Origin of the sequence: Halioxenophilus sp. WMMB6, from assembly GCF_033283405.1 — a bacterium.
In the GTDB taxonomy this organism is placed as follows: Bacteria; Pseudomonadota; Gammaproteobacteria; order Pseudomonadales; family Cellvibrionaceae; genus Halioxenophilus.
On sequence record NZ_JAWMQR010000002.1, the window covers coordinates 742,737 to 758,571 of the forward strand.

Here is a 15,835-nt window from a genome sequence, read left to right on the forward strand (position 1 = left end):
TCGTTAAAACAATTAATCCTGCCGAATTAACGACAAACAACGAATCAGCTCCTGCAACTGCTTATCGCTTAAACGCTGTTTAAATTGCTCATCGGTGGCTTTTACTTTGGCCTCTGTGGTGACAATTTCCTGCCTGCCCTTTGCGGTAAGGTAGAGCGCGTAGCGACGCCGATCTATCGGTGACTTGCGACGCTCTACCAGCCCACTGCTCTCCAACTTATCCATAATCGCCATGGTCGATGCGCGATCAAGATTGAGTGCCTCGCCGATAACCCCTTGCGACATCCCTTCGTTGTCGGCGACCAAGGTAAACACACTGTATTGTACGGGGGTCATACCCACCTGCTGCACAAACGATTTATAAATGGCCCGCTCCGCCATGCGAATACGAAAACCCAATTTATCTTCCAGTGTATTGCGGTTGATGACTTCGTCCTGATTACTATTTTTGTTAACTTTCGTTACAGAGATACTAGTCGTGTCTTTTGGCATCGATACTTCCTGCCTTGGCAAATAAAAATAACCACGCCAGTCTCTGCGAGTTATTGGTTTATGTCCAGCAATTATCTGCTCAGCTTTTTTGCTTAACGGTCATTCACCTAGAGGGCAGCGGCAGTGGCAAAGATCGCCGTGGCCTGGCTTGACAGATGCCCGCCGTTACCATTGCATAGGGCAATTTCGGCACTCGCCACCTGGCGTTCACCGGCACTACCGCGCAACTGTTCTACGGCTTCCACTATCAGCATCAAACCGTACATGCCGGGGTGCACGCAGCTAAGACCGCCGCCGTTGGTATTAACCGGTAAACCGCCACCGGGGGCGATATTGCCAGCGCTGACAAAATCACCAGCTTCACCTTTGCCGCAAAAACCCAGGTCTTCCAGAAACAACAACGTGTTAATGGTGAAGGCATCGTAGAGGCAAACCACATCGACATCCTTGGCCGCAACGCCGGCCATCGCATAGGCGCGGGCGCCGGACTGAACAGCAGCGGTGACGGTTAAATCGGGCATCTGGTGAATTCCAGCGTGCGTGGTAGCCACCCCCACACCCAGTAGATAAACAGGCTTCTGTTTTAAATCCCGAGCGCGCTCCGCCGACACCAACACCACCGCCGCGCCGGCGTCGGCAATGAGGCAACAGTCAAGCGCTGAGAGTGGGTCGCATACCATCGGGGCCGCTAACACCTGTTCAATGCTGAGTGGTTCCCGGCGCATGGCCCTTGGATTTAACTGCGCCCACCGGCGTGCCGCTACCGCCACCTCAGCCAGATGCCGACGCGTAGTACCAAATTCATGCATATGCCGCGCAGCCGCCAATGCGTAGGCGTTGACCGGTGCCTTGGGGTGGTACTCATCCTCATAGGGGAAGGCCTCGCGCGGGCCGTCGATAATTCCCTGTTGCTTGAGCTTGCTGCGGGTATTGCTGCCCATGGCAATCACCGCCACCTGGCAGAGCCCCGCATGGATGGCCGCTGCGGCGTGCTGCAACTGCGCCACGTAAACCGCACCGCCGATGTTGCTGTCGTCGAGCACATTCGGCTGCAGCCCCAAATATTCCGCCAAATGCAAGGCGGCGAAGGTATCGGGGAAGTTGGAGGTAAACAGGGCATCCACCTCATTCTTGTGAATGCCGGCATCTGCCAAAGCGTGAAACACCGCCTCGGCGCAGTTCTCAATCGCCGAGCGGCCAGGTAGATCACCAAATTGAGTGAGGCCCACGCCAGCAACGGCGGTGCGTCCACGCAGGCAGTTAGTCATGGCCGCTCGCCCCCGCCGCCTGAAACAGCACCAGTGGCTCCGCCTCCGCCAACCGGCCAATAAGCGCCTGCACCGGTAAACCAATAGTCACCGCCTCCGGCGCCATACCAACGACGCGGCTGAGCAGGCGTGGGCCTTCGGCCAAGTCGATTAAGGCGATGTTGTAATCCCCCTTGGGCGAGCGCACTACACTGGTGGAGTAAACCACACCTTCGCCCGACACCGGCCGCCACTGAAGCTGCGCCGAGCCGCAGTGGGGGCAGAGCAAACGCGGGTGATACAGATATCGTTGGCACTGATCACACTGCTGCAAACAAAATTCTCCAGCCTGTAGAAACTGGCGAAAGCGTTGATCGGGGCCGAGATTAGAGGTTAGATTTTCGCCGCTCATTCTCGTCATACCGCATTAATTATCATGCCCACCGGGTGGGTAACCGTACACTGAGTGGAACAACCGCGCGCTACCCAATACACGGCGCTACGCTCAGTAAAGTGGCCGACAGTTTTGCCAAAAACAGCATGGCTGTCGCGCTCACCACCCGAAATAGACGCCTTAAGTGAACCGGGCTGGCAATTGAATTTCACAAACCATCCTCTGCTGACTATTGTTATCGTTCTGCTGCGGCCAAGGGAATTTGGCAGAGCGGTGCAGAGTTATCTATTTTTAATTAATTAAACGCACCCCAAGGGGCAACCTTAATTCAACGAGCCGTGAACGCTTTGAGCCAGCATATCGCGCAGCAAGTGTTTTTGTATTTTGCCCGACGAGGTGTAAGGCAGCTGCTTTACCAATAAGATTTTTTTCGGCACCTTGTAAGCCGCCAGGCGTGCACGACAGTGCCGTTCAACCTCTTGCCCAGCCAGGTTTACGCCAGGCTTGGCAACAATAGCCGCCACACCAATCTCACCCCATTGCGCATCGGGCAGTCCAATGACCGCCACCTCGGCCACGCCGTTTAATTCAGTGATCACCGCTTCCAGCTCAGCGGAGTAGATATTCTCCCCGCCGGAGATAAACATGTCTTTTTTGCGATCGACAATAAACAGGTAACCGTCTTGATCGAGCCGGGCCATATCACCGGTTTTAAACCAGTCGTAGGCAAAGGCCAGTTCGGTTTTTTCCGGCTGGTTCCAATAGCCGGAGGTTACCCCCGGGCCACGCACCCACAATTCGCCAATATTGTCCACTGGCAGCGCCTTGCCCCGTTCATCGGTAACGCGCAGCTCAACCCCGAAATAGGGGGCACCGGCACAGCCACACTTCTGAAAAATGTGCGGAAGATTGTGCAACGGCATGCCCGAGACCGAGCCAGTTTCAGTCATACCAAAACCGTTCGACATGGGTACACCAGCATCGATAAAACGCTCAATCAAACTTTGCGGATTGGGCGCACCACCGGTGGCATAAACACGCAGGTGGCGAAGTTTTTCTGGATCAAAGCCGGCGTAATCCCACAGCCGGCGGGCCATTTGCGGCACAGAAAAATAGTGGCTGACCGGTAATTTACTATCGCTCAAATGGGCGAAGGTGTTGGCCTCATCGAAACCACGAGAAATTAGCACCGCGCCGCCCGCCTGCAGCGGTGCCCGGGTATTGGCCAATAGACCGGCCGTGTGAAACAGCGGCATATCACATAGGAAAATGCTATCGGCACCCACTTCGTTGCCGGAATTAAACGCCTGCTGCGACCAAAAAGCGTTAAGCTCACTTATTTTCACCCCTTTCGGCAAACCGCTGGTGCCCGAGGTGTATAGCAGCAACGTAGTCTCTTCCGGTGGCCGGCGGCTCTCTGCGCTCAACACCTCGGAATATTTTTTAGCAAGGGTAAGCAGATCGTCAGTAGCAATAGCGGTAATGCGGGTATCGCTTGGGCGAAATTCGGCATCGCAAACAATTAACTCTGGCTCTGCATCCTCCAAGATCAGTTCAATCTCTTTTTCGGCAAGACGCCAATTACAGGGCACATAGATCGCACCGGCGCGGGCGCAAGCCAGGTAGAGCATAATCAGCTCGGCGCGGTTACGGGCAATGCTGGCCACACGCTTACAACTGGCGGCGCCAAGTCTTGCCACCAAGAAATTGGCCAGGCGATTTATATCGCGATCGAACTGGTGATAATTCCAGCGGCGGTCGCTCTCCAAATCGACACAGGCAAGCGCTTGGGGTGTGCGCAGAGCAAAAGTGGCAACGGCGTCAAGCAACATGGTGGGCATCACTTCTGTTTGGATTTATCGTAACTACCTAAACCGGGCTTATAGGTTTTATCGTCGATGAATTGACGAATGCCCTCTTTGCGGCCGTCGTTGTCAAACGAGTTGGCCGCCTCCTGTGCGCGCACCAGAAAATCTTCAGCGTTGTCATAGGTCATTTCACCCACGCGGCGAATGGCATCTTTGGTGGCCTTTAAGGCAACCGGGTTTTTCTGCAATAGCACGCGGGCCACTTCGGTAACCCGATCCTTCAGTGCTCCTAACGGCAGTGCCTCATTCACCAGGCCCCACTCGGCAGCTTTTTTGCCGTCGATGGTTTCGCCCATCAGCGCGTGATACATGGCGTTGCGAAAGGTCATCAATTCCACGGCAATTTTAGTGGCACCACCGCCGGGTAAAATACCCCAGTTAATTTCCGACAAACCAAACTGCGCCTCTTCTGCGGCGAAGGCGAGGTCGCAGCCAAACAGCGGCCCATAACCGCCGCCAAAACACCAACCGTTAACCATGGCAATGGTCGGCTTTTGGTACCAACGCAGGCGCCGCCACCAACCATAGGATTCCCGTTGCGCTTGGCGAACGGCACCCATACCCTTGGCTTCGGTTTCGCGAAAATACTCTTTCAAATCCATCCCCGCAGACCAGGCACTGCCCTCACCGGCCAACACCAAGACACCGACATCATCGCGAAACTCCAGCTCGTCAAGCACACGCATCATCTGCCGGTTTAACGGCGGGTTCATGCAGTTGCGTTTTTCCGGGCGATTGAATTTCACCCAGGCAATACCCTCACACACCTCAAAGGCAACGGTTGCCTGTTCTGTTTGACTCTCTGACATAGTGCTCACTCCTACTGCGCGTTTTGTTGCCGCTGCTTTTTAATTTTATTTAGCGGCGACGATGTTTATTAAAATTTCAGTCGGCCAAGCGGCGGCCCGGCTTAAGGCACTACCGGCAAAATCAAACAGGGCCAGCTGTCGATTTTGTGAGGCAAATGACAATGACAGTTTCATTTGCCGTTATTTGAAGAGTTCAAGGATGAGAACTTCAAATCTTAAAAAGTTAGATTGGGTAGTGGCCAGGCAAGGTTTCCACAGTGATCCAGCGCAGTTCGGTAAACTGCTCGATCCCCGCCTGGCCACCAAAGCGGCCATAACCGGACGCACCCACGCCACCAAAAGGCATCTGCGCTTCGTCATGCACGGTGGCGCCATTAACGTGGCACATCCCCGAGCGAATTTGGCGCGCCACACGCAAACCACGGGCGGCATCACCAGTGAATACCGAGGCGGAGAGACCATAGTCGCTGTCGTTGGCAATACGAATGGCGTCGGCCTCGTCGCGGGCGCGAATCACCCCCACCACCGGGCCAAAACTCTCGTCGCGGTAGAGGCGCATGGCCTCGGTAACCCCCACGACCAGGGTCGCCGGCATAATCACCGACTGCGCCTTACCGCCGGTGGCTACTCTCGCCCCCTGAGCAACGGCGTCATCGATTAGCGCATTGACGTGATCCACACTCTTCTGGCCCACCACGGCACCGAGGGGAGTATTGCCCGCGGCAGGGTCACCAGCAGGCATCGATGCCGCTTTAGCGGTAAAGCGCTCGATAAAGGCGTCGGCAACGGCTTCTACCACAATGACCCGCTCAGTGGACATACAGATCTGCCCCTGATTCATAAAGGCACCAAAGGCAGCCGCGGCTACGGCCTGATCCAGATCGGCATCGTCCAATACCAACAGCGGCGCCTTGCCACCCAACTCCAACAGGCAGGGCTTGAGCTTTTCCGCCGCGCGCACAGCAATCCGGCGGCCCACTTCGGTGGAGCCGGTGAAGTTGATGCGCTTAACCGCCGGATGCTCAATCAATGCGCCGACGATGGCTTCCGCCTGGTGCGGCGCATTGGTGACCACACTGACCACCCCTTCGGGGAAGCCAGCGGCGGCAAAAGCTTCAGCCACCAGTTGGTGGGTACGCGGGCACACTTCAGAGGCTTTGAGAATAACGCTGTTACCACAGGCAAGTGGCACTGCGATGGCGCGCACAGCGAGAATAATGGGTGCATTCCAAGGGGCGATGCCAAGCACCACACCCACAGGTTCACGCAGGGTCAGGGCGATGCAGCCGGGTTTATCGGAGGGGATGGTTTGGCCGGAGATCTGGGTGGTGAGCGCCGCGGCTTCGCGCACCATACCCGCCGCCAGGTGCAGGTTAAACATGGCCCAACCTTGGGTAGCGCCAATCTCTTGCATCATCGCTTCCACGAATGCGCCGGCGCGCGCTTCAAGTTCGACTGCGGCCTGCATCAACACCGCCCGACGAGCGTTGGGGCCCTGTGCGGCCCACTGGGGAAAGGCCTCTGCCGCCCGCTCGGCAATAGCGTTCACATCCTGCGGTTGCATGGCGATGGCAGTGCTGGCGACGGCACCGGTTAACGGATTGATTCGTTCGAAATTCATTACAGCACTCCCTTCGGTTTTTTATTGTTATGACCAATAGGTGTTGGCAAGTTGGCTGGCACTGTTCAGGTTGCCTAAGGTGAATTACTGATTTTGAAAATTTTCTACTCAGAAATTGCTATTTAAAAATTTCAATTTAGAAATTGTCTAGCCAGAGACCACCGGCCCGGAAATTCACTTTCGGAATGTCCCGCCTGCCACTTATGCCTATTAACAAACTGTATGTGTTACATACTATTTATAGGCAGCTACCCTTGTCAATGAGAATAATTTAAAGATCGTACCGTTTAACTTCGTAGCCCTTTTGGCACAGACATAAGCCTGTAAAAGCGATGGCTATAAACCATTGATTTTGAGAGACAACGGGAAAGAATACCTGGAGAATTTTGCGAACCAGAGGGCAGAGCAAACCACCAGGGCGCGGCTTACCCAATCCTGTTTTTAATTTCTGCCCTCAGATTGAAGTCATAACTAAGCAAATCTGAGCTGGCTAAATATTATTTTCAGCGGCGATCCGGCGTTCAATAATACGTCGCGCCTGTACCCCACCGGCGTCGATATCCAGCTTCAGCAGCCGCCGCTTAGGATGCTCGGCCAGGTTTCGCTGCTGTTGCTCGAGCATGGCCAGATCCTCGGCGAAAATTTTACCCTGCCCCTCGCGAATGCTCGCCGTAAGCTCGGCATCGCCCGGTTTAAAATTGCGCGCCATGCCCCAGAAGTACCAGATGCTGTTTTCGGTTTCCGGGGTAATAAAGTCGACCACAATGCTACTCGCTTTGTGCTCAGCCGGGGCGTGGTAACCACCGTGGCCGGCGTGCGCCACCCCCACCTCAATTAACACGTGGCTGGGCGGGGTGAAATGACAAATTTGCCAACGATCAACGGTTACATCCACTGCCAGGCCATTGGCGGCAAGCGCCATCTGCCAGAAAGGCGGCGGCAAAACTCCCGCCATAGAGCGACTGGTGATCACATGGTCGCCGTCCACCTGCGTGTTCACCGGCGCCTCATCGATCTCCTTCTGGCCAATGCTACCGGCGTGCACGTAGGTCTCGTGCGTGAGATCCATCAGGTTATCAATCATCAAGCGATAGTCACAGTGAATGTGGTACAGGCCACCGCCGTAGGCCCAGTCATCGCTTTCCGCCCAAGGCAACGCCGGCAGTTTTTTTTCATCGGCAAGCTCCGCTTGCCCAGGCCACAACCAAATAAACCCGTAACGCTCAATAACCGGGAAACGACGAATGGCCGGAAAGCGCTCCACCCGCTGCTTGGGCATAGAGTGGGTAACGCCATCGCTGCCCATACACAAACCGTGATAGCCACACACCAGCCTGCCATCCTCCACATAGCCTAACGACAAGGGCGCGCCGCGATGGGGGCAAAAATCCTCCAGAGCAGAGACACCATCCGCCCCGCGAAACAGCACCACCCGCTCACCGCATATCTGCCGGCCAAGGGGTTGATTGGTTAGCTCATCGCTGCTGGCAGCAACGTACCACTCGTTTTTACAAAACATAACGCAACCTAATTATTATTTTTCCAGGCTGTGGAGCTTCGCTTGGCCTGGCCAGCAAGTTGCGAAGCAGTCTATTTAGTGAGGAAAACGGCATAATTCCAAAGGAGTTTATGCCGTAACCCCTCAACCCAGTTGCTCTTCCAACTGCGCCAACACCTGGTAACAGGGCAACACCTTGGCCACACTGGAGTTGGGCTCGCGCCCCTCAGCGATGGCAGCAAAGAACTCGCGGTCCTGCAACTCAATGCCGTTCATGGAGACATCCACCTGGGAGACATCCACCGGTTCCTCTTTGCCATTAACCAAGTCATCGTAGCGGGCGATGTAGGTGCCGTTATCGCAGATGTAGCGGAAGAAGGTACCCAGCGGGCCATCGTTATTAAACGACAGCGACAGGGTACAGATGGCACCGTTGGCCGCTTTCAGTTGGATCGACATATCCAGGGCAATACCCAGCTCCGGGTGTACGGGCCCTTGAATGGCGTTGGCCTGCACCACCGGCGCTCCGGCCTGGTAGGCAAACAGATCGACGGTATGGGCGGCGTGGTGCCACAGGAGATGATCCGTCCAGGAACGCGGCTCACCGGCGGCATTGATATTTTTACGGCGGAAGAAATAGGTCTGCACATCCATCTGTTGCAGATTCAACTCACCGGCCGCCAAGCGCTTGTGCAGCCACTGGTGCGAGGGGTTAAAGCGGCGGGTGTGGCCCACCATACAGATTTTGCCGGTGGCCTGCTGCTTGGCCAACACCGCTTCGGAATCGGCCCAGCTGTCGGCCAATGGAATCTCCACCTGTACATGCACGCCCGCCGCCATGCACTGAATCGCCTGAGCGGCGTGCATTTGGGTAGGCGTACAGAGAATCGCTGCGTCCACCCCGGGCAGTGCCAGCGCCTCGGAAAGATCGGTACAGACGGTGGCAACGCCATACTCATCCGCTACTTTTTGCGTGGCTTCCAAGCGGCGACCAACCAGGGCCACCACCTCTACGCCATCGATATTTTTAATGCCGTCCAGGTGTTTTTTACCAAAAGCACCGGCACCAGCCACAATCACTTTCACAATCACTACCTCCCATGTGAATTAGGGAAAATTTATTCGAATTTAACCAGCCCGTCACTTTTTAGGCTTCTGTTTAAATCAACGACTTTTAAGCACAGAGAAAATCGATTAAAACCTCAGCAAACTGCAGCGAGGAGTCGCCGCCATTGGCTTTCTTGTGAACATTAAAAAGCCAATGTGAGCCGAAAAAATCCAGGACGTTTGCACACCGCCGCCAGATTTTTTCTGGCGACAGTTTGGATCGATAGGGAATCGATCCAAACATTAGGTAAAAAGCGCTAACTGTTTTCTAAAATCATATGCCCCACCGCCGTATTCGACGCCGGCACATGGTAGAAGCGGTGTTTCTCCACCACCTCGTCATTCATCGCGCCGCGGGCAATCAACCACATCACCAGCTCAATACCTTCCGAGCCCGCCAGGCGTACATAATCAATATGCGGCTTTTGCGATAAGGTCTCAGGGTCGGCAATTAACTGCTCGAGAAAATCGAGGTCAAATTCGCGGTTAATCAAACCGGCACGCGGCCCCTGCAGTTGGTGGCTCATACCACCGGTGCCCCAGATCTGCACGTTGAGATCCTCATCAAAAGAGTCCACCGCCCGCCGCAGCGCTTTGCCTAGGGCATAGCACCGTTTGCCCGACGGGGGTGGATAAAGCACCACATTCACTGCAATGGGGATCACTAAGCAGGGCCACTCTTCTGGCTGACCAAACATCAGCGACATAGGCACGGTCAGGCCGTGGTCCAGGTCGATGGTGTTGACTACGGTCAGATCAAACTCATCCTGAATCACCGACTGGGCAATGTGCGCAGCCAGGCGTGAGTGGCCCTTAACATTGGGCACCGGTCGGGCACCCCAGCCTTCGTCGGCTGGCTTGAACTCGTCGCCGGTGGCGATGGCAAAGGTGGGGACAAAGTTGCTGTCGAAGGCGTTAGCGTGGTCGTTATAGACCAGCAAAATCACATCCGGGCGATTCTCTTTAATCCACTCTTTGGAGTAGTCGTAACCGGCGAATACCGGTTGCCAGTACTCCTGTTCGGTTTTACCCAGGTCGATGGCCGCACCAATGGCCGGCACATGCGAGGTGTAAACACTTGCGCTAATTTTTGCCATGCTAAAACCCTATTCTTGGTAGAGATTGCCTTCCGGCGAGCGACCGCCGTTGAGCATCATCTGCGCGTACTCTTCTTGCGTCATGCCGGTCATGGTGGCGGCGGCAAATTGAAAGCTGAGGCCATCGGTGGAAAATATTTTCGCCAGAAAATAGACGTTGCCACCCAGGCTCATCATGCGGTTGTAATCGCGATCGAGCACCGCTTGCTTCTGTGCTTCGGTCATCGCCCACTGATCGAGATAGGCGCGCTCATCCGCTTTAAACTGCTCGCGATTTTCCGCCTTCATCAGCGACATACAGAACTGATTTAAGTGAAAGCCCTGGCGGGCCATATCGGCATCAAAAATAGTGGTGCCGGGAATATCCTGATAGGGTTTTGCCAAAGACATTTGCCCTTCCTCTTTCTGTTATCGTGCGCCTGCCGTTATTGTTTGTATGCAAAACTGCCAACGGCAATAAGATTTGCTCGACGTTAATTTCAACTGGCAATTTACGCCGAACTTGCAGCAAAAAAATGTCATTTTCGCTGCCCACCCAATAGCAACGACCGACCGTCATTGCTATTGCCGGAACAGCCCTGTTCCAGAAGAAGTCTGTTGAAATTCGCCGAATTACAACAACCTGCTAGCCCAACTCCGGCCAGTAGAGCCGCATCGGGTTATCGATTAACAATTTCTTTTGCAGCTCTTCGGTTACGGCAATTTTAGGAATCATATCTACCAGATGACCGTCGTCCGGCATATGGCTTTTCATATTTGGGTGCGGCCAGTCGGTACCCCACAACACCCGCTCAGGGAACTGCTCCACCACCGCCCTGGCAAAAGGCACCACATCGTCGTAACCGGGCGGCCCCACCTGTGACAAACGCTCCGGGCAGCTCACCTTAGACCAGAAGTTTTCATTCTCGCGCAACAGCTTTAAGAAGAGGCCAAACTCCGGCCCATCGACCGGCTTGGTCACATCCGGGCGGCCCATATGGTCGACCACCACGGTGGTGGGCAGCGCAGTGAAAAAGTCGTACAGCTCGGGCAGCTCCTGAGCTTCAAAATAGATAACGATATGCCAACCCAGGGGTTTGATACGCTCGGCAATGGTGCCCAGCTCGTCAAACGGCAGCGCATCCACCAACCGTTTTACAAAATTAAAACGCACGCCGCGCACACCCGCCGCATGCAGCGCCTGCAACTCGCTATCGGTAACGCTGCCTTTCACTGTCGCCACACCGCGGGCAAAACCCTGGCTGTGGTGCAGGGCATCGACCAGGGCGCGGTTATCGGCGCCGTGGCAGGTGGCCTGCACAATCACATTGCGGCTAAAGCCCAGGTGGTCGCGCAGAGCCCAGAGCTGATCTTTGCTGGCGTCGCAGGGGGTGTACTTGCGCTCGGGCGCAAAGGGGAACTGGCTGCCCGGGCCAAACACGTGGCAGTGGGCATCCACGGCACCGGCCGGTGGTTTATAACTGGGCAGGCATGGGCCAACTTTCCAGTGCAGCCAGTCGGCGTCGGGGGTAAATGCGCTCATAGGCCCCTCGCTTTAAATAGGGCATCCAAGCGCGGGTAAACCCGGCGGGCGTTGCCTTCAAACACCTTGTAGCGCTGCTCTTCGGTAAGGTCGAGCGCATCCAGGTAGCGTTTGGTGTCGTCGAAGTAGTAGCCGGTTTCCGGGTCGATACCGCGCACCGCGCCGACCATCTCCGAGCCAAACAGAATGTTGTCGATATCGATCACTTTAAACAGCAGGTCGATACCCGGCTGATGATAAACGCAGGTATCGAAGTAGACATTTTTCATCACATGCGTGGCCAGCGGCGGCTGCTTAAGCATATCCGCCAACCCGCGATAACGGCCCCAGTGGTAGGGCACGGCACCGCCACCGTGGGGAATAATAAAGCGCAAATCGGGGAACTCTTTAAACAGGTTGCCCTGAATAAACTGCATAAAGGCGGTGGTATCGGCGTTGATGTAGTGAGCGCCGGTCGCGTGAAAGTTGTGATTGCACGAGCCCGATACGTGAATCATCGCCGGCACATCCAACTCCACCATCTTCTCAAAAAAGGGGTACCAGCTCTCGTCGGTGAGCGGTGCGGCAGTCCAGTGGCCACCGGAAGGGTCCGGGTTAAGGTTGCAACCAACAAAGCCCAGCTCGGTAACGCAGCGTTCCAACTCGGCGATGGAGTGGCTGATGGGCACACCTGGCGACTGCGGCAGCTGACAGACGCCGATAAAGGTCTCCGGATAGAGATCGACCACCCGCTTGATCAAATTATTGCAGGCGTAGGTCCACTGCTGGCTCACCTTCTCGTCACCCACATGGTGGGCCATGGCCGAGGCGCGGGGTGAGAAGATGGTCATATCGGCGCCGCGCTCGCGCAGCAGACGCAACTGATTCTGCTCGACACTCTCTCGTATCTCATCGTCGCTGATGTTGGGCAGCTCAGGCAGCGCCTGGCCCGCTTTGAAGGCCGCCAATTGCGCCTCGCGGAACAGCTGATGCGGCTCCGGGGCGGTGGTGTAGTGGCCGTGACAATCGATTATTTTCATGGGCATTCCAATTTATTAATCCAGCATCCAAATAAATCTCCTCTTTATTTGAATACGCGCCATTCAATTCCAGCAGAAAGGTGTCAACTCCTTTGAGAGTTACTGGCTTACATTGGCGGGTCAGCCAATGACGGCAGATCCTTGTGCCGAGTCAATATTATTCAGTGATTTCCGGCACCATCACCTCGCCGCGCATCAGCAGGCGGGCGGTGCGCACCAGCGCCGCGCGGATGATTTTCAGGTTGGCCAGCAGGCCGCAGCCTTCCAGGGTAAGGGCGACGGTGAAAAAGCCGGTGGGGTGTTCCACCTGCAGGGTGATATCGCCTTCCGCCACCTGTCGATCCAACAGCGGGGCGGCTACCGAATCGGGTAGCAGGCAGGCGGTCGCGGCACTCACCGCCCCCAACACACCAATGGCCTCGTGCACCCGGTGCGGAATAAACGTGCGGGTATTGATGTGGCCACCGCTGACCGGCGGCGATACCAAACACATTTTGGGTACGGTTTTGTTTTTCACATCGCCCAGGTTCATCATCGGGCCCGCCTGTAAGCGGATGGACTCGATTCTCGCCTTCAGTTCACTGTTGGCCTCCAGCTCCGCCGGGCTCTCACTACCGGTAATGCCAAAATCGCGGGCATTCAGCACCACCACCGGCATGCCGTTATCCACGCAGGTAACCGCCACACCATCGATGACATCGATGCAGTTGCCAGTGGGCAGCAGCGAGCCGCAGCTGGAGCCGGCAATATCGAGAAAATCGAGCACAATGGCGGCGGCGCTACCGGGCACGCCGTCGATGCGGCAGTCGCCCTGATAGTTGACCTGGCCATTGAGGGTAGAGACATGGGCCACCGCCAGAGCGCCGGTGTTGACCATATGGATACGCACCGCGGTCTCGCCATCGCAGGCCTCGACCAACCCCCGCTCAATGGCGAAGGGGCCGACACCGGCGAGAATATTGCCGCAGTTCTGGGCATCACTCACCAACGCCTCGGTGACCGACACCTGTAGAAAGAGGTAGTCGACATCGGCTTCGGGATGCTGGCTCGGCGAGATAATCGCCACTTTACTGGTAAGCGGGTGAGCGCCGCCCACACCGTCAATCTGGCGGGCATCCGGCGAGCCCATGGCGGCCAGCAGCAGCTGGTCGCGTTCGGTTTCATCCGCTGGCAAGTCCGAGGCTAAAAAGTAGAGCCCCTTGGAGGTGCCACCACGCATCAGCAGAGCGGGAATTGCGCGTTGCACTGCTTAGATCTCGTCCAGGGTTTTCACGTAGCGCAGCCCTTTTTCGGCCAGGCGCTCACGCATTTTGTAGATGTCGAGCCCCAACTCGCCGGCGGCAAAGCGCTCGCGCTTGGCGGCTTCGTTGTCTTCGCGCGCCTGCACCTTGGCCCGCACCGCTTCCGCCTCGGTGCGGCGTACCACCACCACACCGTCGTCGTCGGCCACAATCAGATCACCCGGGTTGATCAACTGCCCGGCACAGACCACCGGCACATTGACGTTGCCCAGTGTCTCTTTCACACAGCCCTGGGCAAACACCACCTTGCTCCACACGGGGAAATTCATTTCGGTGAGGGTGGCGGTGTCGCGCACGCCGGCATCGATAATCAGGCCAAGCACGCCGCGCGCTTTCAGGGAGGTGGCGAGCAGGTCGCCGAAGTAGCCATCTTCGCAGGGGCTGGTGGGGGCCACCACCAGCACATCACCCGGGCGGCACTGTTCCACCGCCACGTGCAGCATCCAGTTATCACCGGGAGCCACCTCACAGGTAACGGCGGGGCCGGCGATTTTTGCCGGCCGGTAGATGGGGGTCATGTAGGAGGCGAGCAGCCCCTTGCGCCCCTGGGCTTCGTGTACGGTGGCGACTTCGGCCCCCTGGTAGCTCTCTACCACGGCGGCGGAAACGCGTTCGATATCAGTCACACAAACGGGCATGGGCAACTCCTGGCTTATTCTTATGAATATCGATGCAGCCCCGGCAAAGCATTTCGGGGTTGCCTCTCACTGGGTTGCCATTATCAACAAAGGGGCTGTAATTGACCTGCCCGATTGCTGTAACGGGCTATTAGATTTTTCTATAGGCCTCTAAAGTGGCGAAGAGCATAAGCGCTCCACCCCCCACCCGGCGGGCACTAGAGGCCTATGGCCATAGCCGGCACTTAGTGGCTGACCTTAAACTGCTCGCGAAAATTGCTGGGCGCTTCGCCCTCGCGCTTGCGAAAAAAGCGGGTGAAGTAGGAGGGGTCAGTGAAGCCCAAACGGTAGGCGATCTGCTCAATGGTGCGGGTGGAAAAGATCAGATCCTTTTTCGCCTCCATCAATTTGCGCTCCTCCAAAACCTCTTTCGGCGCACACTGGCACACCGATTCGCAGGCCGAGCGCAGCTGAAAACTGGTCACGTGCAGACGCTCGGCGTACTCCGGAATTTTCAGGTTTTCAAACAGGTGCTCTTCGATAAGCGCTTTAAAGGCGTAGACCAACTTCAACTGTTTATCCGACGCCTGACTACCGGCCTGATTACTGCTGCGACTGACCCGTTGCAAACTGATCAGCAACGACAGCAGCTCCGACTCAACAATAATTTCGTAGTTCTCAGACTGATTTAAAATCTCTTTTTGGATATTACCCAGGCGGCTGTTGATCACATCGAGGGTCAACTCGGTGCGCGCCAGGGGGATGACTGCAGGCAAACTCATCAGCTGGCTGATCTGCGCTACCCGCGAACTGATCTGGGCCAGGCAGTACTCCGCCAGAGTGACCACCCAACCATCGGTGCTGAGTTGGTAATCGAAGCCATGAATGGCATCCACGGGAATAATCAGCGCGCAGGGGCTGTTAAAGTTAAGCGCTTTCTCTCCAACCTGCATCACACCGCGACCGCGCAGCACAAACATCACCTGGGCAAACGCCGGGTGGCTGTGCAGACCTATTTTCCAGCCACGCTCCTGGCAACGTTTGGAGAGTTGCTCAATATTTAAAAACCAATCCACCGGCCCTTCAGAGCCTTGGCCATAGAGGAGATATTTGGGCACACTCATGCCGCGGGTACCTTTATCTTTTTTCTATTAACCTACTATTCAAATAGATCATCCTGATCTATTTGAATGTCGCCCTTAAAATTTGGCGTAGTTGTGTGAAACTACTGAATTTTAAGGGC

At 56.0% G+C, this 15,835-nt stretch carries 15 protein-coding genes; all 15 read right to left on the bottom strand.

Annotated features, from left to right (window positions below):
• Positions 1 to 12: 12 nt before the first annotated feature.
• On the bottom strand, positions 13 to 492 hold the full coding sequence (locus SBL51_RS08845; RefSeq protein ID WP_317930540.1) for a MarR family winged helix-turn-helix transcriptional regulator: 480 nt from the start codon (positions 490 to 492) through the stop codon (positions 13 to 15).
• 107 nt (positions 493 to 599) lie between these two features.
• On the bottom strand, positions 600 to 1,760 hold the full coding sequence (locus tag SBL51_RS08850) for an acetyl-CoA acetyltransferase (protein ID WP_317930541.1): 1,161 nt from the start codon (positions 1,758 to 1,760) through the stop codon (positions 600 to 602).
• Positions 1,753 to 2,151 (bottom strand): Zn-ribbon domain-containing OB-fold protein, encoded by a 399-nt coding sequence (locus SBL51_RS08855; RefSeq protein ID WP_317930542.1) that lies wholly within the window; start codon positions 2,149 to 2,151, stop codon positions 1,753 to 1,755. The genes SBL51_RS08850 and SBL51_RS08855 overlap by 8 nt, the downstream gene beginning before the upstream one ends.
• Positions 2,152 to 2,456: 305 nt before the next feature.
• On the bottom strand, positions 2,457 to 3,965 hold the full coding sequence (locus SBL51_RS08860; protein ID WP_317930543.1) for an AMP-binding protein: 1,509 nt from the start codon (positions 3,963 to 3,965) through the stop codon (positions 2,457 to 2,459).
• Between the two features lie 8 nt (positions 3,966 to 3,973).
• A complete protein-coding gene (locus SBL51_RS08865; RefSeq protein WP_317930544.1) occupies positions 3,974 to 4,810 on the bottom strand; it encodes a p-hydroxycinnamoyl CoA hydratase/lyase in 837 nt (278 codons plus the stop codon).
• 223 nt (positions 4,811 to 5,033) lie between these two features.
• Positions 5,034 to 6,431 (bottom strand): aldehyde dehydrogenase, encoded by a 1,398-nt coding sequence (locus SBL51_RS08870; RefSeq protein WP_317930545.1) that lies wholly within the window; start codon positions 6,429 to 6,431, stop codon positions 5,034 to 5,036.
• 490 nt (positions 6,432 to 6,921) lie between these two features.
• A complete protein-coding gene (locus tag SBL51_RS08875) occupies positions 6,922 to 7,950 on the bottom strand; it encodes an aromatic ring-hydroxylating dioxygenase subunit alpha (RefSeq protein ID WP_317930546.1) in 1,029 nt (342 codons plus the stop codon).
• 123 nt (positions 7,951 to 8,073) lie between these two features.
• Positions 8,074 to 9,015 carry a Gfo/Idh/MocA family oxidoreductase gene (locus SBL51_RS08880; protein WP_317930547.1) on the bottom strand — a complete coding sequence of 314 codons (942 nt, stop codon included), beginning with the start codon at positions 9,013 to 9,015 and terminating at the stop codon, positions 8,074 to 8,076.
• A gap of 278 nt (positions 9,016 to 9,293) precedes the next feature.
• On the bottom strand, positions 9,294 to 10,133 hold the full coding sequence (locus SBL51_RS08885; protein WP_317930548.1) for a class III extradiol dioxygenase subunit beta: 840 nt from the start codon (positions 10,131 to 10,133) through the stop codon (positions 9,294 to 9,296).
• A gap of 9 nt (positions 10,134 to 10,142) precedes the next feature.
• Positions 10,143 to 10,523 (bottom strand): protocatechuate 4,5-dioxygenase subunit alpha, encoded by a 381-nt coding sequence (gene ligA, locus SBL51_RS08890; protein WP_317930549.1) that lies wholly within the window; start codon positions 10,521 to 10,523, stop codon positions 10,143 to 10,145.
• A 235-nt stretch (positions 10,524 to 10,758) separates the two neighbouring features.
• A complete protein-coding gene (locus SBL51_RS08895) occupies positions 10,759 to 11,655 on the bottom strand; it encodes an amidohydrolase family protein (RefSeq protein ID WP_317930550.1) in 897 nt (298 codons plus the stop codon).
• A complete protein-coding gene (locus tag SBL51_RS08900; protein ID WP_317930551.1) occupies positions 11,652 to 12,674 on the bottom strand; it encodes an amidohydrolase family protein in 1,023 nt (340 codons plus the stop codon). The genes SBL51_RS08895 and SBL51_RS08900 overlap by 4 nt, the downstream gene beginning before the upstream one ends.
• A 157-nt stretch (positions 12,675 to 12,831) precedes the next feature.
• Complete coding sequence (locus SBL51_RS08905) at positions 12,832 to 13,920, bottom strand: 4-oxalomesaconate tautomerase (protein WP_317930552.1); 1,089 nt, start codon at positions 13,918 to 13,920, stop codon at positions 12,832 to 12,834.
• 3 nt (positions 13,921 to 13,923) lie between these two features.
• A complete protein-coding gene (locus SBL51_RS08910; RefSeq protein ID WP_317930553.1) occupies positions 13,924 to 14,613 on the bottom strand; it encodes a 4-carboxy-4-hydroxy-2-oxoadipate aldolase/oxaloacetate decarboxylase in 690 nt (229 codons plus the stop codon).
• 224 nt (positions 14,614 to 14,837) lie between these two features.
• Positions 14,838 to 15,716: an AraC family transcriptional regulator gene (locus SBL51_RS08915; protein WP_317930554.1), complete on the bottom strand. Its 879-nt coding sequence runs from the start codon at positions 15,714 to 15,716 to the stop codon at positions 14,838 to 14,840.
• Positions 15,717 to 15,835: the final 119 nt, after the last annotated feature.